Source organism: Rhizobium sp. PP-CC-3G-465 (genome assembly GCF_004343445.1).
In the GTDB taxonomy this organism is placed as follows: Bacteria; Pseudomonadota; Alphaproteobacteria; order Rhizobiales; family Rhizobiaceae; genus Ferranicluibacter; species Ferranicluibacter rubi.
Genome location: NZ_SLYH01000001.1, coordinates 1,405,113 through 1,428,136, shown reverse-complemented (window position 1 = coordinate 1,428,136; position 23,024 = coordinate 1,405,113). Strand labels below are relative to the sequence as shown.

Sequence of the window (23,024 nt, the reverse complement as noted above, 5' to 3'; positions counted from 1 at the left end):
ATCATTGTCCGCAGAGGCAGGAGGCATATTTCAGCGGGTCGGACACGGCAGAACACCAGTCCGGGACGGCGTGGCATGCGGGTAAGCGTGGCACGGGAAGCGTTGTATCCAGCGATCTCGTGGGGCCGTCCGTTCGCGGGACAGTGATCTGATCGAAGGTGTTGCCGCCGAAGCCGAGGTTCGGAGGCGGTTGGAAGACAGGCGCGCTGTAGCGTCGCTCCAGAATGATCGCGCCCATATCTGGAGGCGCATCCTGGGCGTAAAGCTCAGCGCTTGGCAGGAATAGAAGAACGGCGAGGAGAGCTTCGATCTTGGCCATGCGCTGATATAAGCACAGACATTTCTGGTTGCCTACCAACCTGAAATACACGCTGAAAGGGTGAGGGGTGGTGTCCGGTCACGTATCGCATGGAAAATGCAGCGGCCCGATTTACGGCCGTCGTGGCGGCGGTATCAGCCTCGCGTCCACCGGTCCCGCGCCGTATCGTCAGCATCCTTGGCAGAGACCCAGCCGCGAGCTGTTCCGTCCTTCAGGTGCTCCTTCTTCCAGAAGGGTGCCGCGGTCTTCAGGTAGTCCATGATGAAGGACGCGCCGTCGAAGGCCGCCTGGCGATGGGTGGAGGCCGCGATGACGAGGACGATGCGCGCGCCGGGGTCGATGCGGCCGAAGCGGTGGATGGCGGTTGCGCCCTGAAGGTCGAAGCGCGTGATGGCTTCTTCGCAGATCCGCCGGATCTCGGCTTCCGCCATGCCGGGATAATGCTCCAGCTCGAGCGCGGCCAGCTGGCCTTTTTCCTCCCGGCAGAGGCCGGAGAAGGTCACCACCGCGCCGATGTCGGTGCGCCCGGTCGACAGTGCCTCGATCTCGGCCGCCGTGTCAAAATCCTCGGCCTGCACCCGAACGGTGACGGACGCAGGCGTGGACAGGGACGGAGCAGCCAACGTCATCTCCTCAGCCGCCCGTCATCGGCGGGAAGAGCGCGATCTCGCGGACCGAGCCGAGCGGTTCGTCATGCTCCACATTCTCCTGGTCGATGGCCACGCGAATAACGTTCTCGTGCTCCAGCGCCGCTTCGTAGTCCTCGCCGCGGGTTTTCAGGAACGCGATGAGATCCCCGGCGGTGACGACCGTATCGGGCAGCGAGACGATCTCGTCGCCCACGCCGATGCGTTCGCGCACCCAGGCGAAATAGACGAGCCGGACCTCTCTCATTCGGCCACCAGATGCTTCAGGCCGGCGCGGAAATAATCATAGCCGGTGTAGAGCGTAATGGCGGCGGCGAGCCACAGCATGATGATGCCGGTCTCGGTCGTGTAGGGCAGAACCTTGTCGCCGGCAGGGCCCGCCAGCAGGAGTGCGATGGCCACCATCTGGATCGTCGTCTTCCACTTGGCGATCCGCGTCACTGGTACGCTGACCTTCAGCGCTGCCAGATATTCGCGCAGGCCCGAAACGAGGATTTCGCGGCAGAGGATGATGATCGCGGCCCAGATCGACCAGCCGGCAATGGTGCCATCGGCGGCCACCAGCAGCAGCACGGAGGCGACCAGCAGCTTGTCGGCGATCGGGTCGAGCATGCGGCCGATATTGGAGGTCTGCTTCCAGATCCGCGCGAGGTAGCCATCGAAGAAGTCGGTGATCGAGGCCACCGCGAACAGGCCGAGCGCCGTCCAGCGGGCAAAGTCGGAGCTTTGCAGCTTGCCCTCGATGAAGAAGCACAGAACGATCAGCGGAACCGCGAGAATGCGCGCGTAGGTGAGGAGATTGGGAATATTGTAGGCGACGGGCACGGTTCGCATGTCAACTCGGTCTCTAAACTTGGTACGCATTTCGTACAGGCGGGATGAAAGACGTCGTGACCCGGAGGTCAACCGGTTTTTGATGAATGAGCGGCAATTGTGGCGGAATTCATCTGAACAGGCCGTGAACCACCGCGACACGCCCGCCCTGATCTGCGACCTTCCCCAGAAAAGGCAATGCGCGGATGACGCCGACCTTATACGCGCACGACGCGTTGCGAAAGCCGGCGGGCGCTGTAGTGTCTGTCAATCAACGCAACCGTGGAAGGAAACGGGATGGACGAGGCGAACGCGACGCATGAAGCGGGAGAGTTGGAAATGGTCGTGCTGATGACGCCCGACATGGCCAATTTTTCCGGCAAGGTCCACGGCGGCGCGCTGCTCAACCTTCTCGACCGCGTCGCCTTTTCCTGTGCCTCGCGCTATTCCAAGCGCTATGCGGTGACCTTGTCGGTCGATCAGGTCGTGTTTCGCCAGCCGATTCTCGTCGGCGAACTCGTGACGTTCCGCGCCTCCGTCAACCAGACCGGCCGCACCTCGATGGAAGTCGGCATTCGCGTTGAGGCCGAAGACATCCGCTCCGGCGTCCGCCGCCATACCAATTCCTGTTATTTCACCATGGTCGCGGTGGATGACGAGGGCCGCCCGACCGTCATTCCCGCCGTGGTGCCGAAGACGGACATGGCCCGCCGCCGGCAAAAGGCAGCCGACATTCGCCGCACCCTGCGCCGCGAGTTCGAGGCCCGTTTTCACGCCGCGAGCGAAGATCGCGGCCACGCCGCCAGCGACGATAACTGTCCCACCGGCAGCGAAGATGGCGCGGGCTGAACGTCAGTTCCGCGACACCGCCGTGCCGTCCTCGTGGAAGTGGTCGTAGACCAGTTTCGCCACGGCTTCCGATATGCCGTCGACGGCGATGAGGTCGTTCATGCCAGCGCGCGACACGGCTTTCGCGGTGCCGAAATGGTGGAGCAAAGCGCGCTTGCGCGTCGGGCCGATGCCGGCGATCTCGTCCAGCGGATTTTTCACCATCTCGCGCTTGCGCCGCGCCCGGTGGCTGCCGATCGCAAATCGGTGTGCCTCGTCCCGCAGCCGTTGGATGAAATAGAGCACCGGATCGCGCGGGGCCAGGGTAAAGCCATCCCGCCCGACCGTCAGACCGCCAGCCGTGGCGACCGGCGGGAAGAACCGCTCGCGGCCGGCTTCCCGGTCCACGCCCTTGGCGACGCCGATCGCGATCACGCAGTCCTCGATGTCGAGCTCTTTCAGGATGGTCCGAACCGCGGTCATCTGCCCCTGTCCACCGTCGATCAGGATCACGTCCGGCCATGCGGGGAAGCCGGCGTCCTCGCCGGGCTCGACGCTCCGGTCCGGTTTGCCTTCCTCCTTCAGGAGGCGCGAGAAACGCCGCGTCATCACCTCGCGCATCATGCCGAAGTCGTCGCCCGGGGTTATGTCGGTCGATTTGATGTTGAACTTGCGATACTGCCCCTTCACGAAACCTTCCGGCCCCGCCACCACCATGCCGCCGACGGCATTGGTGCCCATGATGTGGGAGTTGTCGTAGATTTCGATGCGCCTCGGCACGCGGTCCAGCTTGAAGGTCTGCATGAAGCCCTCCAGCAGGCGGCCCTGCGAAGCGGTTTCCGCCAGCTTCCGGCCATGGGCCTCGCGCGCATTGGTCATGGCGTGATCGACGAGATCCTTCTTCTCGCCGCGCTGCGGCGCGAGAATCGCCACCTTGAACCCGGATTTCTCCGAAAGCGCCTGGCCGAGAAGATCCTGCTCCAGCACCGTCTCGCAGAGCAGGATCTGCATCGGGCAGGGCTTGTCGTCGTAGAACTGCGCGAGGAACGCCGCCAGCACCTCGGCCGGCGCGAGCGAAGGGTCGGCTTTGGGGAAGTAGGCGCGGTTGCCCCAGTTCTGCCCGGTGCGGAAGAAGAACACCTGGATGCAGGACACGCCGCCTTCATGGTGGATGGCGAAGACATCTGCCTCTTCCACGCCCGACGGGTTGATGCCCTGATGGCTCTGCACATGCGACAGCGCCGCCAGCCGGTCGCGGTAGAGGGCCGCGCGTTCGAAGTCGAGATTGTCGGACGCTTCGCTCATGGCAGACGCGATCGTCGCCTTCACAGCCTGGCTCTTGCCCGACAGGAAATCCTTGGCCTCGGTGACCAGCTCCGCATAGTCGTCGTCGCTGATCTCGCGCGTGCACGGCCCGGAACAGCGCTTGATCTGGTGCAGCAGGCAGGGCCGGGTCCGGCTTTCGAAGACGCTGTCCGTGCAGGTGCGCAGCAAAAAGGCGCGCTGCAGAGAATTGATGGTGCGTCCCACCGCGCCGGCCGAGGCGAAGGGGCCGAAGAATTGGCCTTTCCGGCTGCGCGCGCCGCGATGCTTGTAGAGCGCGGGCGCTCTCGAGTCGCCGGTGACGAGAATATAGGGAAACGACTTGTCGTCGCGCAGAAGCACGTTGTAGCGCGGCCGCAGCCGCTTGATCAGGTTCGCCTCGAGCAGCAGCGCCTCGATCTCGGTGCGCGTCGTCACGAACTCCATGTTCGCCGTCTGGCGGATCATCTGGGAGATGCGGTTGGAATGGCCGCGCCCCTGCGCATAATTGCTGACGCGCTTCTTCAGGCTGCGCGCCTTGCCGACATAGAGAACGTCGCCCGCCTCGTTGAACATGCGGTAGACGCCGGGGCTGTTGGGCAAAAGCTTGACGAAGGCCTGGATCAGCTCCGCACCGCGTAAGCCATCGGGAACGGCAGAGGTTTCCGCCCAGTCGATATCGGCCACCGGCGACGGGGCTTCGACCGTCTCGATCGCATCCTCGTCGTCGTCGCTCACCGTCTCGTCGTACAAGATGCCGCCATCCTGCGGCGCCCGTCCGTTCATTCCACGATCTCCATTTGATCCGGCGTCTGCCACGCCAGATGCTGGCCGCCGTCCAGCGCAATCATTTGCCCGGTCATCGACGGCGTGTCGAACATATAGCGAATGGTGCGCCCGAAATCCCCAAGTCCCGGGCCGACTTTCAGGATCAGCGAATCTACCTGAGCCTCGAAGTCAGCCTGGTTCTGCCGATCGTTTGGCAGGGTCGGGCCCGGTCCGATGCCGTTCACCCGGATCGCCGGCGCCAGAGATTGTGCCATCGTCACCGTTGCCGTCAGCAGCGCCGACTTCGATAACATATAGGAATAAAATCGCGGGTTTGGAGACCAGACGCGCTGGTCGATCATGTTGACGATAAGCCCTGTCGCATCCGCCGGCATCTGTGCGGCGAAATGGCCGGCGAGAACCGAGGGCGCCTTGACGTGCAGTGCGAAGTGCCGGTCCCACACGGTTTCGTCGAACGCATCGAGGCTGTCCTTGGCAAAGACGGAGGCATTGTTGACGAGCAGCCCGAGCGGCCCGATGGCGTCCGACGCGTCCCGCACCAGCCGGCCGAGATCCGCGGCATGGGAGAGGTCCGCCTGCACGACGGCAGCCGTGGCGCCTTCCGCCTGAAGGCTGGCACAAAGCGCCTGTGCCTCGTCCAGCGAACCATTGGCATGGATGGCAACGGCAAAACCGTGACGTGCCAGATCCTCGACGATCGCGCGGCCGATCCGCTTTGCCCCGCCCGTCACCAATGCCGTTTTCAGAAGATGTCTCACGCGCGTTCGTCCTTCACGATTCTGATCGCAGCCGAAGCCAGATCATAAAAGAACAGCGTACGCACGGCAAAACCACCGGATCATTCGTTAATGCAAAGTGAACGAAACGGCGCGGAATTGATGAAAATTCAAGGAACAAAGGTGAGATGACAGTATAGTGCGAGCATGGTTAACCAAATGCCTGTTGCATTGAAACAACATCGTTTTTCAGCCACGTCTCTGCCTCAATCATTTCACAATTCGGCTCTTGGAAATCCGCATTTGGACATCAATTTCATCTCAACCGAGCGGGGTTGAACGAAATTACCGGCGCCGCATCGGATGATAAGGAAATCGGTCCAGCGCCGGTCTGATAAGGAGATCTAGTATGCGTACTCTCGTCACCACTCTCATGGCTTCGGCCATTTCTCTCGTCGCTTTCTCGGCTGTCAACGCAGCGGACGCCATCGACGAAGTTCCCGCGGCACCGGCTGCCGACTACACGGCTCCGGCCGTCAAGAACTGGGCCGGCGCCTACGTCGGTGGTACCGCCAACTGGGGCCATGGCAAGTTCAAGGGCACTGGCGACAACAGCGCAGCCGGCTTCGGCGGCGGTCTGTACGGCGGCTACAACATGCAGGAAGGCCAGATCGTTTACGGTGCTGAAGCCGACATCAACTACGGCGACAACGATGCAAGCCGTCCTGGCCGCAGCATGGAACAGGGCGTCAACGGCTCGCTCCGCGGTCGCGTCGGTTACGACGTCAACCCGGTTCTGCTCTACGGCACGGCCGGTGTGGCTGCTTCGAGCCTGAAGGCCCGCCAGCTCGGCGGTTCTGACAAGAACACGGCGATCGGCTGGACGGCTGGTGCCGGTGCCGAAGCCTTCGTCACCGACAACGTTACTGCCCGCGTCGAATACCGTTACACCGACTACGGCAAGGAAAGCTTCAGCGTTCCCGGCCGCAACTTCTCCTCCGGCTATGACGAACACAGCGTCAAGGTTGGTATGGGCGTGAAGTTCTGATCGACGGATAAGACCGAAAGGTCGAATTCGAACGCAAGAAACCGCTTGCAGCTTTCGCTGCAGGCGGTTTTTTCGTATGCGTTCATTCGCTCGTTTCCAGGCGATGCGATGCCAGACCTTGCTTATGGAAAACTGTCCGATGACCATTCGCCTGCGCCCGCATCATCTCCTCTGCATGCTGACCTACATCGGCAAGGGCTATAGCCCCGCCTTCGTTCGCAACTACGATGCCATCGCGGCGCGGATCAGTGCCGGCGAAGCGCTCGACGTGGTGGATGGACCCGACGACATCTGTCGCCCGCTGCTGGAGACGCCGAACCCGCATTGCTTCAACGACAGCGTGATCGCCCGCGACCGTCGAGCCGCAGCGGACGTGGGGGCACTGCTCGGTTGCGAAATCCACGCCGGCGTGCGCCTCGTCCTCGATGCAGCCCAGATTGCCCTCCTGCGGACCCACTTTGCCGCCGGCGGCATTCGGGCGGCCTGTGCCGGCTGCGAATGGTCGGGCCTCTGCGACGGAATCGCAGCCGACGGCTTTCACGCGGTGCGCGTGGCACCGGCCGATCCGCAAGACCTTGGAAAGCAAGTCCCTTCTCTATAGGCTGTCTCTGCACGTCTATGGCTCGGCGGGGAGAGTGCCGGGACCGGACTGCAAGCACGGGCGAGGGGGACGCGTTGGGGAGGAATGCGAGGAGATGCTGAGGAGCCTGCGCCGCAGTCTGGTCGTGCCGGTGGTGCTGGTCGTCATCGCCGCCACAGGCCTTGCCGTCTGGGGCAATGCCTATGCCAGCCGACGCTTCATGGCCGAGGCCTCGCTGCAGGCAGGAACGGCTCTGCGCCTCGCGGTCGCTGCCTTGTCGGGCCATCTCCGCCGTTATGAAGCCTTGCCGGCGCTGATTGCCGATCACGACGATATCCGCCGGCTCATCTCCAGCCCGGGGGATCAGACCCTGCGCGACAGCGCCAATCACTATCTAAAGGAGATCAACGGTCTCCTGCGCTCCTCCGACATCTACGTCATGACCCGAGACGGCGAGACCATCGCCGCCAGCAATTACGACCGGGCGACGAGCTTCGTCGGGGAGAACTTCAGCTATCGCCCCTATTTCCGTCAGGCGGCGGAGGGCAAGCGCTCGCGCTTCTACGCTCGCGGCACGACGTCGTTCAAACGCGGCTATTTCTTCGCGGCACCCATCGACATCGACGGCAGGGTCGCCGGCGTCATCGTCTTCAAGGTCGATATCGACATGATCGAGGCGTCCTGGCGGGGCGGTGAATACGAGATCTTCGTGTCCGATCCGGAAGGTGTGATCTTCATGACCAGCAATCCGGAATGGCTCTACGCCAGCATCTTGGCCCTGACGCCCGAACGCCTCCGCCGTACCGAAGCCTCGCGGCGCTATGCCGAGGCCGACCTCAAGGACCTCGGCGTCGTCAGGTCGCGCATCGGCGACCATACGTTGATGTCGATTCCCACACGCGGTGCGACGCGGGATTATCTCGTGCTCTCCGAATATGTCAGCGATGCCGACTGGACCGTTCGGGTGCTGATGGACATGAGCTGGGTGCGCTCGCAGACCCATGTCGCGGTTACCGCCGTGTTGCTGTTCCTCTGCCTTGCCGGCCTCAGCCTCGCCGTCCTCCTCCAGCGGCACGCGCGCCGCAACGAGCGCATGCAGATGCAGATCGAGGCGAAAGCCGAACTCGAACGGCGCGTCGAGGAGCGCACGGCCGACCTTGCCGACCTCAACGCCCAGCTGCGCAGCACCCAGGCCGATCTGGTGCAGGCCGGCAAGCTCGCAGGCCTCGGACAGATGTCGGCCGCCCTCTCGCACGAATTCAACCAGCCGCTCGCCGCCGCCAAGACCTATGCCGACAGCGCGTCGCTGCTGATCGAGCGCGACCGGATCGACGAGGCCAAGGACAATCTCCGGCGCATTTCCAACCTCATCGACCGCATGGCCTCCATCAGCCGCCACCTGCGCAATTTCGCCCGCAAGCCCAATGAGAAGCTGGGGCCGGTGGCACTGGACGACGTGCTGCGCGACACGCTGGAGATCGTCTCGGCCCGCCTTGTCTCGGCCGATGCCGAGCTGGTCGTGGCGCTCGGCGAGCCCGCGCCGCTTGTGCGCGCCGGTTCCGTGCGCCTGCAGCAGGTGTTGGTCAACATCATCTCCAATGCGGCGGATGCGGTGGAGGGCCTTGAGGACAGGCGCATCACCGTCACCGCGACGACGACAGGCGACCGCGTGGCGATCACCATCCGCGACGCCGGGGCGGGCATTCCCAAGGCGATCGCCGAGCGCATCTTCGATCCGTTCTTCACCACCAAGGGCGTCGGCAAGGGGCTCGGCCTCGGCCTCTCCATTTCCTACAATATCGTCAAGGATTTCGGCGGCCGCCTTTCCGTGGAAAATCACCCCGAGGGCGGCGCGATGTTCCGCATCGAACTCGACCGCATGGACAGCAGACGCGAGGCAGCCGAATGACGAGCGAAGCGGCAACCGTTCTTCTGGTCGATGACGAAGAGGAGCTGCGTCGCTCGACGGCGCAGGCGCTCGAGCTTCAGGACCTGACCGTCGAGACCTTCGCCGCCGCCGAAGACGTGCTCGCCCGCGTCGGCTACGGCTTTGCCGGCGTCGTCGTCAGCGATATCCGCATGCGCGGCATGGACGGCATGACGCTGCTGCAGCGCATCCGCGAGATCGACCACGAAATCCCCGTCATCCTCGTCACCGGCCATGGCGACGTGCAACTGGCCGTCAAGGCGATGCGGGAAGGGGCCTATGATTTCATGGAGAAGCCCTTCGGCGTGCAGGCGCTGGCCGGCATCATCCGCCGCGCCCGTGACCGGCGCGGCCTCGTGCTCGAAAACCGCCGTCTGCGCGCGGTCGCCGGCAAGCGCGACGACATCGAGGCGCGCATGCCCGGCCGCACCCCCGTGATGGTCGATCTGCGCTACCGCCTGCGCGCCATCGGCGCCACCGACGCGGATACGCTGATCATTGGGGAGACCGGTGCCGGCAAGGAGGTCGCCGCCCGCGCGCTGCACGATATCAGCGCCCGCGCCAACCGCCCCTTCATCGCCATCAACTGCGCCGCGCTGCCGGAAACGTTGATCGAGAGCGAACTCTTCGGCCACGAGGCCGGCGCCTTTCCGGGGGCGATTCGCGCCCGCTACGGCAAGTTCGAGCATGCCCGTGGCGGCACGATCCTGCTGGACGAGATCGGCTCCATGCCGATCGAGCTTCAGGCGAAGTTCCTGCGCGTCCTGCAGGAGCGCACGATCACGCGTCTCGGCTCCAACGAGACGGTGCCCCTCGATGTCCGCTTCGTCGCCACCAGCAAGGTCGATCTGGAGGCGGAGGTGGAGGCCGGCCGTTTCCGCGCCGATCTGTTCTACCGCCTCAACGTCGTGACGCTGCATGTGCCCTCGCTCGCCCAGCGCGCCGCCGATATTCCGCTGCTCTTCCTCCAGCTCGTGCGCGAGGCCTCCGCCCGCTACGGCCGCGAGGATATGGAGGTGCCGCCCGCCATCGTCTCGGAGGTCGCCCACCGGCGCTGGCCGGGCAATGTCCGCGAGCTGCGCAACGCCGCCGACCGCCTCGTGCTCGGCCTCGACGCCCGCGGCCTGGAGCCGGCGACGGACGATCGCGAGGAGGAGAGCAAGCTCGCGCCCCGCGTCGCCGCCTTCGAGCGGGGGCTGATCGCCCGGACACTTGCCGTGCATAGTGGCGCCCTCCGGCCGGTCTATGAGGAGCTCGGAATCTCCCGCAAGACGCTTTACGAAAAGATGCAGAAATACGGCCTCGACAAGCGCGCGACCTTCGATGATGGACCGGAATGAGGGACTCATGTGTCGGTTTCCACCCATCGCAAATGGTAAGGGGGCCGTTTCCACCCATGGTGCGGCGCAAAAGCGTCGTTCCGCAGCGCGACGTCTCCAATAACCGGTTGCACACCTCCGCCTGAACGGGACACTCGCGTCCATTCCATGACCAGCAGAGGAGGAGCCCTGCCGGCATGCTGATCATGTCTCGGGAGGACATCATGACGCGTTTATCGTCGCTTCTGGCAGCCACAGCGCTTGCCGCAACCGTTTTTGCAGGCGCTGCGCAGGCGGACTATCCGGAGCGGACCATCACCATGGTCGTGCCTTTCGCCGCTGGCGGGCCGACGGATACGGTCGCGCGCCTCGTTGCCGAATCCATGTCGAAGGATCTCGGCCAGCAGGTCATCGTGGAAAATGTCGGCGGTGCCGGCGGCACGCTCGGTGCCGGCCGTGTCGCGAGCGCCGAGGCCGATGGCTACACCGTGCTCCTGCACCACATCGGCATGGCCACCAGCGCCACGCTCTACCGCAAGCTCGCCTATGACACGCTGAACGCCTTCGATTATGTCGGCCTCGTCACCGAAGTGCCGATGACCATCGTCGCGCGCAAGGATCTGGAGCCGACTGACCTCAAGAGCCTCGTCGAATACGCCAAGGCCAACAAGGATACCGTGACGGTCGCCAATGCCGGCATTGGTGCTGCGTCCCACCTCTGCGGCATGCTGTTCATGAGCGCCATCGAAACATCGCTCGTCACCGTGCCCTACAAGGGCACCGGCCCGGCAATGACCGATCTTCTCGGCGGCCAGGTCGATATCATGTGCGACCAGACCACCAACACGACGAAGCAGATCCAGGGCGGCACGATCAAGGCCTTCGCCGTGACGTCGCCGGCGCGCCTCGATATCTTCCCGGACCTGCCGACGGCCGTCGAAGGCGGTCTGCCGGGCTTCGAGGTCGGCATCTGGCACGGCGTCTACACGCCCAAAGGCACGCCGCCGGAAGCCATCGCCAAGCTGGAAGGCGCGCTTCAGAAGGCCCTGAAGGACGAGAACGTCGCCGCCCGCTTCGCCGAACTCGGCACCAAGCCCTCGTCGGACGCCGATGCGACGCCCGCTGCCCTCAAGGCCAAGCTCGAGGGCGAGATCGCCCGCTGGAAGCCGATCATCGAAAAGGCCGGCCAGTACGCCGACTGATTGAGGCCACATCGACGGACCGGGATGCGGTTTGCAGGCTGCCCCTCATCCGCCTGCCGGCACCTTCTCCCCGCAAGCGGGGCGAAGGGCATGCGCGGCAGCCTCTCGGTCAAGCGTCGAGCGGGCACGTCCCCTCTCCCTGCAGGCGGGGAGAGGGCTAGGGTGAGGGGCTGCCGCAACCGGGGAGATAGCGGGGGAAACGCCTGATCGCGCGCGCCGACCGGCCGACACAAGCATCAACGACCGCATGAAGCCGAAAGGCCGATTGCGCTTCGACTCATTGGGGAACGACCATGAAACCACTTAGTCTCGACCGGACGAATGCCCTCTGCGGCATCCTGTTCATCGCCCTCGGCCTCTTCTTCGCGGCGCAGTCGCTGTCGCTCGAACTGGGCACGACGTTTCGCATGGGCCCGGGCTATTTCCCGCTGGTCCTCGCGCTGTTCCTGACCGGCCTCGGCCTCGTCATCCTCTTTCAGGCGACCCGCACGCAGAGCGAGCCGATCGAGCCCTTGGCCTGGCGCGGCATGCTCTTCATCCTTGCCGCCCCCATCGTCTTTGGCCTCACGGTCCGGGGCCTCGGTTTCGTGCCGTCGCTGTTCATCGCCGCCTTCATCGCGTCCTTCGCCTCGCAGCGCATGAAGTTGGTCGGCGCGATCATCCTGTCGATCGCCATCACGCTCTTTTCCGTCGCCGTCTTCAGCTACGCGCTGGGCCTTCCGTTCGAACGCTTCGGCCCCTGGCTGCGGTTTTAAGGATCTTCGACCATGGATCTCTTCAGCAATCTCGCGCTGGGTTTCGCGACGGCCGGCACGCCGGAAAACCTTCTCTTCTGCCTCATTGGCGTGCTCCTCGGCACGCTCATCGGCGTGCTTCCCGGCATCGGCGCGACGGCCACCATCGCCATGCTTCTCCCGATCACCTTCCAGTTGGAACCGGTCTCCTCGCTGATCATGCTCGCCGGCATCTATTACGGCGCGCAATATGGCGGCTCCACCACCGCCATCCTTATCAACATGCCGGGTGAATCCTCCTCGGCCGTCACGGCCATCGATGGCTACCAGATGGCGCGCAAGGGCAGGGCGGGCGCAGCGCTGGCCATCGCGGCGCTCGGCTCCTTCTTCGCCGGCACCGTGTCCACCTTCCTCGTCGCCATCTTCGCTCCGCCGCTGACCGCCGTCGCCCTGAAGTTCGGTGCCGCGGAATATTTCTCGCTGATGGTCGTCGGCCTCGTGTCCTCGATCGCGCTGGCCCATGGCTCCATCGTCAAGGCGCTGGCCATGGTCTCGCTCGGCCTGCTGCTCGGCCTCGTCGGCACCGACATCTACACCGGCACGCCGCGCTTCACGCTCGGCATCCGCGAATATGCCGACGGGCTGAACTTCGTCGCCGTGGCCGTCGGCGTCTTCGGTGTCGCCGAAATCCTGCGCAATCTCGAAAACGAGATGACGCGCACCGTGCTGATCAGCAAGGTCACCGGGCTCATGCCGACGCGAGACGATTTCCGCCAGATGGTCGGCCCGGTCCTGCGCGGCACCGGCATCGGCTCCGCACTCGGCATCCTGCCCGGCGGCGGCGCCATCCTAGCGGCCTTCGCCTCCTACACGGTCGAAAAGCGCATTTCAAAGCATCCGGAAGAGTTCGGCAAGGGCGCCATCGCCGGCGTCGCCGGTCCGGAATCGGCCAATAATGCCGGGGCCCAGACCTCGTTCATCCCGCTGCTCACGCTCGGCATTCCGGCAAATCCCGTCATGGCGCTCATGGTCGGCGCGATGATCATCCAGGGCATCGTTCCCGGCCCGAACGTCGCCGTCGAACAGCCGGCTCTGTTCTGGGGCATCATCGCCTCCATGTGGATCGGCAACCTGATGCTGGTCGTACTCAACCTGCCGCTCATCGGCCTCTGGGTAAAGCTCCTGACAGTGCCCTACTACGTGCTGTTCCCCATCATCATGGCCTTCTGTGCCATCGGGGTCTACAGCGTCAACGCCAACGTCTACGACCTCTATGCCGTCGCTTTCTTCGGCATCGCCGGCTATCTCCTCGTCAAGCTGCGCTGCGAGCCGGCACCTCTGCTGCTCGGCTTCGTGCTCGGCCCGCTGCTGGAGGAAAACCTGCGCCGCGCCATGATCCTCTCGCGCGGCGACCCGTCCACCTTCGTCACCCGCCCCATCAGCGCCGGCCTCCTCCTGCTGGCCGCTGCCGTCCTCGTCGTAGTCTTTCTGCCGAGCATTAAGGCCAAGCGCGAGGCAGTGTTCCAGGAAGAAGGCTGATCAGATCTCTCGACCTGAATGAGAAAGGCGTCGCCGGCAACGGCGGCGTCTTTATCGACACCCGCATCAAGCCTTGAACAGCTTGTAATCCGGGAAATGCTTTTCGAACTTTTCCGGCCAGTTCTTCAGCTTAGAACGACCCTTCTGCCACTCGCCGGCAAAGCGCAGTTCGATGTAGCGCAGCGTGGCGGCGAGCGCGAAATGGCCGGCGTGGAGCTTCGTCCCGGTCTTCGGCATGTTGGCGTCGAGATAGTCGAGCGCCCGCTCGACCTTCTGCCATTGGCGTTCGATCCACGGCTCATGCACCTTTTCCGGCGGATGGAAGCGCTTCTCATAGACGATGGCGAGCAGGCTGTCGCAGATGCCGTCGCAGAGTGCCTCCAGCACCTCGGCCTGCACCCGTTTTTGCGGGTTGCGCGGATAGAGCACGCCCTTCGTCTCGCGATCGATGAAATGCATGATGACGCTGCTGTCGAAGATGGCCTGACCGCTGTCGAGCACCAGCGTCGGGATCTTGCCCAGCGGATTGCTGGCGATCAGATCCGGCGGGTTGGAATTCGTGTCCGTCAGCACGCTCTCGGCCGGCAGGCCGGCATAATGCGCCGCCATGCGCACCTTGGTGGAGTAGGGGGAAGCGGGGGAATAGAGGATCTTCATGGGAGCACCATTCGTCTTCGGTATAGGGTTCGGGATGTGATGGCTGTCGCGCCCGTCATGGTCGGGTCGCAGCGGGGATGGTCAGGTCCCGCGCCCGGCAGCCGCCACGATCGACCTCGCTGCAGGCACGGAAGGCAAGGTCGCGGGTGAAGCAGATGCGAATCTCGTCGAGCTTGTCGTCCCCGCAGGTCACGGCGACGCCCTGTGGCGTCAGGCCAGGATTGGCGTCGGCAAGCGCCGTCTCGATGGCGGCCGGACTCATCCGGCGCCGCGCATCGGCAGTCTCGATGCTTGCGGGAATGCGCACACGGTCGCGCGCTGCCCGAAGCACGGAGAAATAGCCGCGCTGGTCCAGCCCCGAACACGTGCCGTGCTTGCGCCACTGATGCCCGATCAGGCCCATGGAGGGGATGATGTCGAACAGGCCGCGGCCGAGCGCATCTGGCACCCGGTCGCTGTCGCGCGACGGGCAGAAGGACGGAAAGCCCCGCTCGTTCTGTGGCCACAGGCCGTGGACGATGAAGCCGTATGTCCGGTCGCCATTGCACTGCGCGGTCTTACCCGCGCGGTCGTTCTCCGTACACCAGGTCGGCGACCAGGAGAGGGAAAGGACGTAGAAATCGAACCCGCTGCCCATCGGTACGTTTCGAGACGCGGCCGGCGGTGTCTTTTTGGGCGACGGCGAAGATGACTCTGCCGGTGGTTTTGGTACCTGCTGAAGGATAGGCGGTGTGGCCGTCGCTTGCTTCTGCGGTGGCTCTTCGCCGCAGGCCGATAGCAGAAGGCTTGCGACGAGCGCTGCCGTGACCCGTGCTGGGGAGAAAAGAGGCAGATGGATCACGCCGGGACCCTATGCGTGGGCCGGCACAAGGGGGCACAGGCCGGGATGGGGAGATCCTTCGTCATCGTCGTCTCCCGTTTCTGCCCCTTGGCGCTTCGTTGCGCTGCGGGAGATTGCGTCGGTCGGGTGCATCGCGTCAAGCCAAGCGAGGCGAAGTCGTTGCCCGATCAGGCCTCGTCCTCGTCGTCTGGAAGATCGCGCGCCTCGCCCCGCAGCCAGATCGCGCGGGCGGAGGCGAAGCGGTCCTGCTTCAGGCGGTCCTTGAGGAAGGGCAGCAGCACGTCCAGCTCGCCCTTCAGGGTGAAGGGCGGGTTGACGATGACAAGGCCCGTGCCGGTCAGGCCGGTGGTGCCGCGGTCGCTCTTCACCGTCAGCTCGCAGCAAAGCATCTTGGGAATGTTCAGCGCCGTCAGGCTCTCGTGAAATTCGGCGATCGGTGCGCCCTGCTTCAGCGGATACCAGAGGCAGAACGTGCCGCCGGGAAAGCGGCGATAGGCCTTGGCGAGACCCTTCTCCAGCCGCTCGTATTCGCCGGGCTCCTCAAAGGGCGGATCGACCAGCACCAGCCCGCGCTTTTCCTTTGGCGGCAGATGCGCGCCGAGCGCCAGCCAGCCGTCGAGTTCGGTGATGCGGCTCTGGTAGTCGCCGTCGAACAGCCGGTGCAGGGTCTCGTAGTCGTCGGGGTGCAGCTCCATGGCCGACAGCCGGTCCTGCGGCCGCATCAGCAGGCGCGTCAGCTTCGGCGAGCCCGGATAGTGCGTCATCCCGCCTTCGGGGTTCAGCGCCGCGATGGCCTCCAGATAGGGCGCAAGAATCGGCGCGACCGCGGGCGGCAATGGGTCTGCCAGCAGCCGGCCGATACCGTCGCGCCATTCCCCGGTCTTCTGCGCTTCTTCGCTCGAAAGGTCGTAGAGCCCGATGCCGGCATGGGTGTCCAGCACGCGAAAGGCCTTGTCCTTCTGCTTCAGATAGGTGACGAGACGGGCGAGCACCGCATGCTTCAGCACGTCGGCGAAATTGCCCGCATGGTAGATGTGCCGATAATTCATGATCTCTGGTGATCGCCTTGATGAAATGTTGAGATGCAAAGGGCAAAGCGCTTTAAGCCGCTTTTGCGATGTCCTATAGAAAAGACATGAACCTTGCGACCCCTATCAAAGCGGAAAACCCCATCAAAACGGGAAACGCTGTCGGACACTCCGTCTGTCCGCACGACTGTCCCTCGGCCTGCGCGCTGGAGGTGGACCTGACCCCGGACGGCCGGATCGGCCGGCTGCGCGGCGCCTCGGCCAACAGCTACACCGCCGGCGTCATCTGCGCCAAGGTGGCGCGCTATTCCGAGCGCATCTACCATCCCGGCCGTCTGCTCGTGCCGCAGCGCCGTATCGGCGCCAAAGGCGAGGGCGATTTCCGGGAAATCTCCTGGGACGCAGCCCTCGACGAAATCGCCGAGGCCTTCCTGAAGGCGGAAGCGCGGCACGGCTCGGAAGCCGTCTGGCCCTATTTCTATGCCGGGACGATGGGGCAGGTGCAGCGCGACAGCATCGAGCGGCTGCGCCATGCCAAGCGCTATTCCGGCTTCTTCGATTCGATCTGCACCAATCCCGCCTGGACCGGCTTCACAATGGGCACGGGCGCGCTGCGCGGTCCCGATCCGCGCGAAATGGCCCTGTCGGACTGCGTCGTCATCTGGGGCACCAATGCGGTCTCCACCCAGGTCAACGTGATGACCCACGCCATCCGCGCCCGCAAGGAGCGCAAGGCGAAGATCGTCGTCATCGACATCTACGACAATCCCACCATGAAGCAGGCCGATATGGCGCTGACCGTGCGCCCCGGTACGGACGCGGCCCTCGCCTGTGCCGTCATGCACGTCGCCTTCCGTGATGGCTATGCCGACCGCACCTACCTCGCCACGCATTCCGATGATCCCGAGGGACTGGAAGCGCATCTGCAAAGCCGCGACCCCGCCTGGGCGTCTGACATCACGGGCCTCTCCGTCGAGGAGATCGAAGCCTTCGCGAAACTCGTCGGCGCGACGCCGAAGACCTATTTCCGGCTTGGCTATGGCTTTACCCGCCAGCGCAACGGCGCGGTGGCGATCCACGCGGCCTCCAGCATCGCGACGGTGCTCGGTTCGTGGAAGCACGAGGGCGGCGGCGCGTTCCATTCCAACAACGATATCTTCCGCTTCGACAAGCGCGAGCTGATGGGCACCGCCATGGTGGACCCCGACATCCGCATGCTCGACCAGTCGCAGATCGGCCGCGTGCTGACCGGCGATGCCGAGGCGCTGCGCCATCGCGGCCCGGTGACGGCGCTCCTCATCCAGAACACCAATCCCGTCAACGTCGCCCCCGAACAACGGCTGGTGAAGCGAGGCTTCCTGCGCGACGACCTCTTCGTTGCGGTGCACGAGCAGTTCCTGACCGACACGGCAAAGCTTGCCGATATCGTGCTGCCGGCCACCATGTTCCTGGAGCATGACGACCTCTACCGCGGCGGTGGCCACCAGCATATCCTGCTCGGGCCGAAGCTGGTGGAGCCGCCGGCAACGGTGCGCACCAATCTTTTCGTCATCGAGGAACTGGCAAAACGCCTCGGTATCGCCGACCGCCCGGGCTTCGGTCGCAACGAGCGCGAGCATATCGACCGTATCCTCGTCAACTACGACAGCGGCTACGAGCACCTGAAGGCGGCGAAATGGCTGGATGTCCAGCCGGACTTCGCCACGGCCCATTTCATCGAAGGCTTTGCCCATGCCGACGGCCGCTTCCGCTTCCGCGCCGACTGGACCGGCACGCCCGCGCCCAATCGCCCGCCCGCAGCCATGGGCATGCTCGGCCCGGTCGAAGGCCTGCCGGTCTATCCCGACCATGCGGATCTGATCGAGTCGGCCGATGCGGACCATCCGTTCCGCCTCGCAACCTCGCCGGCGCGCTCCTTCCTCAATTCGAGCTTTGCGGAAACGCCGGGCTCTGTGCAGAAGGAAGGCCGGCCGGAGGTGATGATCCATGCGGCGGATGCCGCAAATCTCGGTATCGCGGATGGCGACATCGTCAGGCTCGGCAATGTCAGGGGCGAGATCCGCCTCCACGCCCGCCTCGGCGGCGGCACGCGGCCGGGGGTGGTGATTGCCGAGGGCCTGTGGCCGAACGGCGCCCATCTCGACGGCGAAGGCATCAACGTCCTGACCGGTGCCGACAGCGTCGCGCCCTATGGCGGCGCCGCTTTCCACGACAACCGCATCTGGCTGAAACGCGACGAGACCCTTCGAATGGCAGAACCCGCATGAGCAAGTCCGAGACCGTGACCATTGAGATCCTCAAGGACGAGACGCTCTCGAAAAATTGGTACCACCTGCGCAACATCACCTTCCGCTACACGGACGCCGAGGGCCGCGCGAAAGTGTTGAAGCGCGAGACCTATGATCGCGGCAACGGCGCGACGATCCTGCTTTACGATCCCCGCCGCGATGTCGTGGTGCTCGTGCGCCAGTTCCGCGTGCCGACCTACGTCAATGGCGGCACCGGCTGGATGCTCGAAACGCCGGCCGGCCTGCTCGATGGCGATGCGCCCGAGGATGCGATCCGCCGCGAGGCGATGGAGGAAACCGGCTACCACGTCGGCGCCGTCCGCTCGCTCTTCAAGGCCTACATGTCTCCCGGCGCCGTCACCGAAATCGTCCACTGCTTCGCCGCTGTCATCGATATCGAGGACCGCGTGGAGGAAGGCGGTGGCCTCGCATCGGAAGACGAGGACATCGAAGTCGTGGAACTCGGTCTCGACGATGCGATGGCCATGATTGCGTCCGGCGAGATCTGTGACGGCAAGACGATCATGCTGCTGCAATGGGCGGTGATGAATCGGGACAGCCTGAAGGCCGGGGCGTCCGTGGCGCCTTGAACGCCCTGCGCTGCCGCTAACCTCAGCCGCCCATCCACACGTCGCCGCTCGCCACCATCCGCAGGGCCTCCGCGTAGGTCTTGTGCTCCACCGTCAGCACACGGGCCGCTAGGGTTTCCGCCGTATCGCCTTCAAGCACCGGCACCCGCGTTTGCAGGATAACCGGGCCTTCGTCCATGCCTTCGGTGACGAAATGGACCGTGCATCCGGCTTCGGTGCGGCCCGCATCCAGCGCGCGCTGGTGCGTATGCAGGCCGGGAAATTCGGGCAGGAGGGACGGGTGGATGTTGAGGATACGGCCTTCGTAACGACTGATGAAGGCGCCGGTGAGGAGCCGCATATAGCCGGCAAGGCAGAGGAGATCGGGGCGGAGCGTCTCGACATGGTCGAGGATGGCAGCCTCGTGCGCCGCCTTGTCGGCATAGTTGCGCCGCTCGAACGCGGCGGTCGGAATGCCGCGCGCGGCGGCCTTTTCGAGCCCCCCGGCGGTTGCGCGGTCGGAGATCACGCCGACGATCTCGGCCGGATAATCTCCAGCCGCACAGGCATCCGCGAGGGCCAGCATGTTGGAGCCGCCGCCGGAGATGAAGACGACGACGCGCTTGCGCGATGCCGTTTCGCTCATGCCCATCTCACTCAAGATCGTCCCGTTCACAGCGCCAGCGTTCCCTCGTAGACCACGCCCGGCGCGCCCTCGTCGCGGGCGATCATCCGGCCGAGGCGGAAGACCGTCTCGCCCTCCGTGGCAAGCGCTGCCGTCACGCTGTCGGCAAGCTCTGCCGGTACGACGGCGATCATGCCGACGCCGCAGTTGAAGGTGCGCAGCATCTCGGTCGCCGCCACGCCGCCGGTGCGGGCAAGCCAGGAGAACACGGCCGGCGCCTTGACGGCGGCAAGGTCGATTTCGGCTGCGAGGTGCTTGGGGAGCACGCGCGGAATGTTCTCGGGAAAGCCACCGCCGGTGATGTGGGCAAGCGCCTTGATGCCGCCGGTCTCGCGGATGACCTTCAGAAGCGGCTTCACATAGATGCGCGTCGGCGTCATCAGCACGTCGGCTAGCGTCGCGTCTTCGGTGCCGGCATCGAAGGGGGCCGGTGCATCCCAGGCAAGGCCCGAGAGCCCGACGATCTTGCGCACCAGCGAGTAGCCGTTGGAGTGGACGCCGGAAGATGCGAGGCCGAGGATCACGTCGCCCTCGGCGATATCGCCGGCCGGCAGAAGGCGGCCGCGTTCGGCCGCACCGACGGCAAAGCCTGCGAGATCATAGTCGCCGCCCGAATACATGCCCGGCATTTCCGCTGTCTCGCCGCCGATCAGCGCGCATCCCGCATCCCGGCAGCCGGCCGCAATGCCGGCGACGATGGCCGCGCCCTGGTCGGGATCGAGCTTGCCGGTCGCGAAATAGTCGAGGAAGAACAGCGGCTCGGCGCCCTGTACCACGAGGTCGTTGACGCACATGGCCACGAGATCGATACCGACGGTGTCGTGCTTGTCGGCGTCGATGGCGATCTTCAGCTTGGTGCCGACACCGTCGTTTGCGGCGACCAGCACCGGATCGGTGAAGCCTGCGGCCTTCAGGTCGAACAGGCCGCCGAAGCCGCCGATCTCGCCATCGGCTCCAGGCCGGCGGGTGGAGCGCACATGCGGCTTGATCTTCTCGACCATCAGGTTTCCGGCATCGATATCGACGCCCGCATCGCTGTAGGTCAGACCGTTCTTACCCGACTGGCTCATGTTTGGCTCTCCACGCACCCGTTCAAGCCCTGCGATTGGCATGTGGTGCGGGCAAGTGCAAGCGTGCAGGCGCTCTCGCGGGGCTTTTTCCCGCATGGATCTCGGCGTGATCCCAGAGTCATCCGAGAGTCATCCCTCGGGGATAGCGAATCACGGGCGCTTGACCCGCCGCCTTGCACCGTCCTATCTCGCGCCTATCTCATTGGAAGCGCGCCACGGGCCGCCGCGATGTCAACACGATCGGAGCCTCAGATGGCCACCATGTTCAGCGGGAAGGGACTTCGCCGCCAGGCGATCTTCTGGCTTGTCTTCTTCGTCCTCTTCATCGCCTTCCTGATGGTCTTCTCCTCCATCCTCCTGCCGTTCCTCGCCGGCATGGCGCTTGCCTACTTCCTCGATCCCATCGCCGACCGGCTGGAAAAATGGGGCTTGAGCCGGATGATGGCGACGATCGTCATTCTCGTCGGTTTCATCGTCGTCTTCGCCCTGTCTCTGGTGCTGATCATCCCGATCATCTTCACGCAGGCGTCGGATTTCATCACCAAGATCCCGGACTACGTGGCCAGCTTCCAGAATTTCCTCGCAAGCCCCCAGGCCGATATCCTGCCGGACTGGCTGCAGAGCCAGCTGCCTGCGATCCGCGAGAATTCGTCCCGCCTCATGGCGCAGGGCGCAAGCTTCCTTGGCACGCTGGTGCAGCAGCTGTGGAACTCCGGCGTCGCGCTGCTCGATATCATCTCGCTCTTCGTCGTCACGCCGGTCGTCGCCTTCTATCTGCTGCTCGACTGGGACCGCATGGTCGCCAAGGTCGATAGCTGGATCCCGCGCGGCCAGCTCTCCACCGTCCGCCAGATCGCGACCGACATGGACAGCTCCATTGCCGGCTTCGTGCGCGGGCAGGGCTCGCTCTGCATCATCCTCGGCCTTTACTACGGCATCTTCCTCACCGTCGCAGGGCTGAATTTCGGCCTGCTCATCGGCTTCTTCGCCGGTATCATCAGCTTCATTCCCTATGTCGGCTCCATGGTCGGTCTGGTGCTGGCGGTCGGCGTGGCGCTGGTGCAGTTCTGGCCGGATTACTTCTGGGTCATCGTGGTCGCCTGCATCTTCTTCTCCGGCCAGTTCCTCGAAGGCAACATCCTTCAGCCCAAGCTGGTCGGCAGCAGCGTCGGCCTGCATCCGGTCTGGCTGATGTTCGCGCTTCTGGCCTTCGGTTCGCTGTTCGGCTTCGTGGGACTTCTGGTGGCGGTCCCGGCAGCGGCGGCCCTCGGCGTTCTCGTGCGCTTTGTGCTGGCGCGCTACCTCGAAAGCGACGTCTACCACAGCCCGCCGACCCACACGACCATCGAAGCTCAGCCGAACGTACCGCATAGCCTCACATGACCCGCCGCGACGACCAGTTGCCGCTGCCTCTGGGGCACGCGCCGCAGATCAGCCGGGATGACCTTCTCGTCTCGTCCTCGCTGGAGGCCGCGGTGGCGATCGTCGATGGCTGGCCGCAATGGCCGACCCCTGTGGTGGTGCTCGTCGGCCCGCCGGGCTCGGGCAAGTCGCATCTGGCCGCCATCTGGGCGGGAACGAGCGGCGCGACCGCCGTCGATCTTCACGCGGGCAGCGAGGCGCCGGACATCGCGGCTCGGGGCCCTGTCCTGTTCGAGGACGCAGACCGTCACGGCTTCGACGAGACCACGCTGTTTCACGTCATCAACAGCGTGCGCGAAAACGGAACCTACCTCCTCGTCACCGCCCGCAGCCGGCCGGCCGCCTGGGGTGTGGCGCTGCCGGATCTCGCCTCGCGCCTGAAGGCGGTCACCGTCGTGGAGACGAGCGAGCCGGACGACGATCTTCTCGGCCAGGTGCTGATGAAGCTTTTTGCCGACCGCCAGCTTTTTCCCGATGAACGGCTGATCGCCTACCTCGTCGCCCGCATGGAGCGATCGCTCGAAACCGCCCATCGGGTCGTGGAGGAGATGGACCGTCTGGCGCTCGCCCGCCACACGCGAATCAGCCGGTCGCTTGCGGCCGAAGTGCTTGAAAAAATTGGTAATGCGGGGGATATGCAAGAAATCCCTGATCAAGACGATTGACTGTCACAGTTCCGTCGTCAAACTCGTCTAGCAGCT

General features: G+C 64.7%; 23 protein-coding genes. 12 read left to right on the top strand and 11 right to left on the bottom strand.

The genetic code is table 11. The features are described from left to right. Position 1: 1 nt before the first annotated feature. The 4 genes from C8J33_RS06690 to pgsA form a co-directional block, all read right to left on the bottom strand. Positions 2–319, bottom strand: a complete 318-nt coding sequence (locus tag C8J33_RS06690) for a hypothetical protein (protein WP_110799628.1) — start codon at positions 317–319, stop codon at positions 2–4. Between the two features lie 134 nt (positions 320–453). After that, positions 454–942 carry a molybdenum cofactor biosynthesis protein MoaE gene (locus C8J33_RS06685; RefSeq protein ID WP_245507075.1) on the bottom strand — a complete coding sequence of 163 codons (489 nt, stop codon included), beginning with the start codon at positions 940–942 and terminating at the stop codon, positions 454–456. A gap of 10 nt (positions 943–952) precedes the next feature. After that, positions 953–1,213: a molybdopterin converting factor subunit 1 gene (gene moaD, locus C8J33_RS06680; protein ID WP_132663511.1), complete on the bottom strand. Its 261-nt coding sequence runs from the start codon at positions 1,211–1,213 to the stop codon at positions 953–955. Next, positions 1,210–1,800: a CDP-diacylglycerol--glycerol-3-phosphate 3-phosphatidyltransferase gene (gene pgsA, locus C8J33_RS06675; protein WP_132446896.1), complete on the bottom strand. Its 591-nt coding sequence runs from the start codon at positions 1,798–1,800 to the stop codon at positions 1,210–1,212. The genes moaD and pgsA overlap by 4 nt, the downstream gene beginning before the upstream one ends. A gap of 276 nt (positions 1,801–2,076) precedes the next feature. Here pgsA and C8J33_RS06670 point away from each other — a divergent pair, with 276 nt between their 5' ends. Next, complete coding sequence (locus tag C8J33_RS06670; protein ID WP_132663510.1) at positions 2,077–2,628, top strand: acyl-CoA thioesterase; 552 nt, start codon at positions 2,077–2,079, stop codon at positions 2,626–2,628. Between the two features lie 3 nt (positions 2,629–2,631). On the opposite strand, the gene uvrC is transcribed toward C8J33_RS06670, so the two are convergent. Both uvrC and C8J33_RS06660 read right to left on the bottom strand, forming a co-directional pair. Further along, positions 2,632–4,695 carry an excinuclease ABC subunit UvrC gene (gene uvrC / locus C8J33_RS06665; RefSeq protein ID WP_132663509.1) on the bottom strand — a complete coding sequence of 688 codons (2,064 nt, stop codon included), beginning with the start codon at positions 4,693–4,695 and terminating at the stop codon, positions 2,632–2,634. Further along, positions 4,692–5,456 (bottom strand): SDR family oxidoreductase, encoded by a 765-nt coding sequence (locus tag C8J33_RS06660; RefSeq protein ID WP_132663508.1) that lies wholly within the window; start codon positions 5,454–5,456, stop codon positions 4,692–4,694. Before C8J33_RS06660 ends, uvrC begins: the two co-directional genes overlap by 4 nt. Positions 5,457–5,823: 367 nt before the next feature. Here C8J33_RS06660 and C8J33_RS06655 point away from each other — a divergent pair, with 367 nt between their 5' ends. The 7 genes from C8J33_RS06655 (at position 5,824) to C8J33_RS06625 (ending at position 13,763) form a co-directional block, all read left to right on the top strand. Continuing rightward, on the top strand, positions 5,824–6,462 hold the full coding sequence (locus C8J33_RS06655; protein ID WP_110726423.1) for an outer membrane protein: 639 nt from the start codon (positions 5,824–5,826) through the stop codon (positions 6,460–6,462). Positions 6,463–6,601: 139 nt separating this feature from the next. Continuing rightward, positions 6,602–7,063: a DUF1284 domain-containing protein gene (locus tag C8J33_RS06650; protein ID WP_132663507.1), complete on the top strand. Its 462-nt coding sequence runs from the start codon at positions 6,602–6,604 to the stop codon at positions 7,061–7,063. 94 nt (positions 7,064–7,157) lie between these two features. Beyond that, positions 7,158–8,951 carry a sensor histidine kinase gene (locus C8J33_RS06645; protein WP_132663506.1) on the top strand — a complete coding sequence of 598 codons (1,794 nt, stop codon included), beginning with the start codon at positions 7,158–7,160 and terminating at the stop codon, positions 8,949–8,951. After that, positions 8,948–10,309: a sigma-54-dependent transcriptional regulator gene (locus tag C8J33_RS06640; RefSeq protein WP_132663505.1), complete on the top strand. Its 1,362-nt coding sequence runs from the start codon at positions 8,948–8,950 to the stop codon at positions 10,307–10,309. Before C8J33_RS06645 ends, C8J33_RS06640 begins: the two co-directional genes overlap by 4 nt. A 203-nt stretch (positions 10,310–10,512) precedes the next feature. After that, entirely contained in the window at positions 10,513–11,490 is a 978-nt protein-coding gene (locus C8J33_RS06635; protein WP_132663504.1) for a tripartite tricarboxylate transporter substrate-binding protein, read from the top strand. A gap of 293 nt (positions 11,491–11,783) precedes the next feature. Beyond that, positions 11,784–12,245, top strand: coding sequence for a tripartite tricarboxylate transporter TctB family protein (locus C8J33_RS06630; protein WP_132663503.1), 462 nt, complete (start codon positions 11,784–11,786; stop codon positions 12,243–12,245). A 12-nt stretch (positions 12,246–12,257) separates the two neighbouring features. Then, positions 12,258–13,763 carry a tripartite tricarboxylate transporter permease gene (locus C8J33_RS06625; RefSeq protein ID WP_132663502.1) on the top strand — a complete coding sequence of 502 codons (1,506 nt, stop codon included), beginning with the start codon at positions 12,258–12,260 and terminating at the stop codon, positions 13,761–13,763. Between the two features lie 66 nt (positions 13,764–13,829). Here the strand turns inward: C8J33_RS06625 and C8J33_RS06620 are convergent, their stop codons facing one another. From C8J33_RS06620 to C8J33_RS06610, 3 genes are all read right to left on the bottom strand, one after another. Then, on the bottom strand, positions 13,830–14,420 hold the full coding sequence (locus tag C8J33_RS06620; protein ID WP_132663501.1) for a glutathione S-transferase: 591 nt from the start codon (positions 14,418–14,420) through the stop codon (positions 13,830–13,832). A gap of 55 nt (positions 14,421–14,475) precedes the next feature. Then, positions 14,476–15,057, bottom strand: a complete 582-nt coding sequence (locus C8J33_RS06615) for a ribonuclease T2 family protein (protein ID WP_132663500.1) — start codon at positions 15,055–15,057, stop codon at positions 14,476–14,478. Positions 15,058–15,428: 371 nt separating this feature from the next. Beyond that, a complete protein-coding gene (locus tag C8J33_RS06610; RefSeq protein ID WP_132663499.1) occupies positions 15,429–16,310 on the bottom strand; it encodes a 23S rRNA (adenine(2030)-N(6))-methyltransferase RlmJ in 882 nt (293 codons plus the stop codon). 68 nt (positions 16,311–16,378) lie between these two features. Between C8J33_RS06610 and C8J33_RS06605 the strand changes: the two genes are divergently transcribed. Together C8J33_RS06605 and C8J33_RS06600 are read left to right on the top strand one after the other, a co-directional pair. Next, positions 16,379–18,556 carry a molybdopterin-containing oxidoreductase family protein gene (locus tag C8J33_RS06605; protein ID WP_132663498.1) on the top strand — a complete coding sequence of 726 codons (2,178 nt, stop codon included), beginning with the start codon at positions 16,379–16,381 and terminating at the stop codon, positions 18,554–18,556. Next, positions 18,553–19,167, top strand: coding sequence for an NUDIX domain-containing protein (locus tag C8J33_RS06600; RefSeq protein WP_132663497.1), 615 nt, complete (start codon positions 18,553–18,555; stop codon positions 19,165–19,167). The genes C8J33_RS06605 and C8J33_RS06600 overlap by 4 nt, the downstream gene beginning before the upstream one ends. Positions 19,168–19,189: 22 nt before the next feature. Here the strand turns inward: C8J33_RS06600 and purN are convergent, their stop codons facing one another. Then, positions 19,190–19,792: a phosphoribosylglycinamide formyltransferase gene (gene purN, locus C8J33_RS06595; RefSeq protein ID WP_132663496.1), complete on the bottom strand. Its 603-nt coding sequence runs from the start codon at positions 19,790–19,792 to the stop codon at positions 19,190–19,192. Positions 19,793–19,818: 26 nt separating this feature from the next. Further along, the gene (gene purM / locus C8J33_RS06590; protein ID WP_132663495.1) at positions 19,819–20,901 is read right to left on the bottom strand and encodes a phosphoribosylformylglycinamidine cyclo-ligase; all 1,083 of its coding nucleotides are present in this window, start codon (positions 20,899–20,901) and stop codon (positions 19,819–19,821) included. Between the two features lie 252 nt (positions 20,902–21,153). On the opposite strand from purM, the gene C8J33_RS06585 reads away from it, so the two are divergent. Then, positions 21,154–22,284, top strand: a complete 1,131-nt coding sequence (locus C8J33_RS06585; protein ID WP_110799610.1) for an AI-2E family transporter — start codon at positions 21,154–21,156, stop codon at positions 22,282–22,284. After that, the gene (hdaA, locus tag C8J33_RS06580; RefSeq protein WP_132663494.1) at positions 22,281–22,988 is read left to right on the top strand and encodes a DnaA regulatory inactivator HdaA; all 708 of its coding nucleotides are present in this window, start codon (positions 22,281–22,283) and stop codon (positions 22,986–22,988) included. The genes C8J33_RS06585 and hdaA overlap by 4 nt, the downstream gene beginning before the upstream one ends. The last annotated feature ends 36 nt before the right edge of the window (positions 22,989–23,024 follow it).

Excerpts from the sequence above, each read along its gene's own strand:
- pgsA (WP_132446896.1), bottom strand. The coding sequence starts at position 1,800 with ATGCGAACCGTGCCCGTCGCCTACAATATTCCCAATCTCCTCACCTAC.
- C8J33_RS06650 (WP_132663507.1), top strand. The coding sequence starts at position 6,602 with ATGACCATTCGCCTGCGCCCGCATCATCTCCTCTGCATGCTGACCTAC.
- C8J33_RS06635 (WP_132663504.1), top strand. The coding sequence starts at position 10,513 with ATGACGCGTTTATCGTCGCTTCTGGCAGCCACAGCGCTTGCCGCAACC.
- C8J33_RS06605 (WP_132663498.1), top strand. The coding sequence starts at position 16,379 with ATGTCCTATAGAAAAGACATGAACCTTGCGACCCCTATCAAAGCGGAA.
- moaD (WP_132663511.1), bottom strand. The coding sequence starts at position 1,213 with ATGAGAGAGGTCCGGCTCGTCTATTTCGCCTGGGTGCGCGAACGCATC.
- hdaA (WP_132663494.1), top strand. The coding sequence starts at position 22,281 with ATGACCCGCCGCGACGACCAGTTGCCGCTGCCTCTGGGGCACGCGCCG.
- C8J33_RS06630 (WP_132663503.1), top strand. The coding sequence starts at position 11,784 with ATGAAACCACTTAGTCTCGACCGGACGAATGCCCTCTGCGGCATCCTG.
- C8J33_RS06655 (WP_110726423.1), top strand. The coding sequence starts at position 5,824 with ATGCGTACTCTCGTCACCACTCTCATGGCTTCGGCCATTTCTCTCGTC.
- C8J33_RS06640 (WP_132663505.1), top strand. The coding sequence starts at position 8,948 with ATGACGAGCGAAGCGGCAACCGTTCTTCTGGTCGATGACGAAGAGGAG.
- uvrC (WP_132663509.1), bottom strand. The coding sequence starts at position 4,695 with ATGAACGGACGGGCGCCGCAGGATGGCGGCATCTTGTACGACGAGACG.
- C8J33_RS06615 (WP_132663500.1), bottom strand. The coding sequence starts at position 15,057 with ATGGGCAGCGGGTTCGATTTCTACGTCCTTTCCCTCTCCTGGTCGCCG.
- C8J33_RS06610 (WP_132663499.1), bottom strand. The coding sequence starts at position 16,310 with ATGAATTATCGGCACATCTACCATGCGGGCAATTTCGCCGACGTGCTG.
- C8J33_RS06670 (WP_132663510.1), top strand. The coding sequence starts at position 2,077 with ATGGACGAGGCGAACGCGACGCATGAAGCGGGAGAGTTGGAAATGGTC.
- C8J33_RS06645 (WP_132663506.1), top strand. The coding sequence starts at position 7,158 with ATGCTGAGGAGCCTGCGCCGCAGTCTGGTCGTGCCGGTGGTGCTGGTC.
- C8J33_RS06690 (WP_110799628.1), bottom strand. The coding sequence starts at position 319 with ATGGCCAAGATCGAAGCTCTCCTCGCCGTTCTTCTATTCCTGCCAAGC.
- purM (WP_132663495.1), bottom strand. The coding sequence starts at position 20,901 with ATGAGCCAGTCGGGTAAGAACGGTCTGACCTACAGCGATGCGGGCGTC.
- C8J33_RS06600 (WP_132663497.1), top strand. The coding sequence starts at position 18,553 with ATGAGCAAGTCCGAGACCGTGACCATTGAGATCCTCAAGGACGAGACG.
- C8J33_RS06620 (WP_132663501.1), bottom strand. The coding sequence starts at position 14,420 with ATGAAGATCCTCTATTCCCCCGCTTCCCCCTACTCCACCAAGGTGCGC.
- C8J33_RS06625 (WP_132663502.1), top strand. The coding sequence starts at position 12,258 with ATGGATCTCTTCAGCAATCTCGCGCTGGGTTTCGCGACGGCCGGCACG.
- C8J33_RS06585 (WP_110799610.1), top strand. The coding sequence starts at position 21,154 with ATGGCCACCATGTTCAGCGGGAAGGGACTTCGCCGCCAGGCGATCTTC.
- purN (WP_132663496.1), bottom strand. The coding sequence starts at position 19,792 with ATGAGCGAAACGGCATCGCGCAAGCGCGTCGTCGTCTTCATCTCCGGC.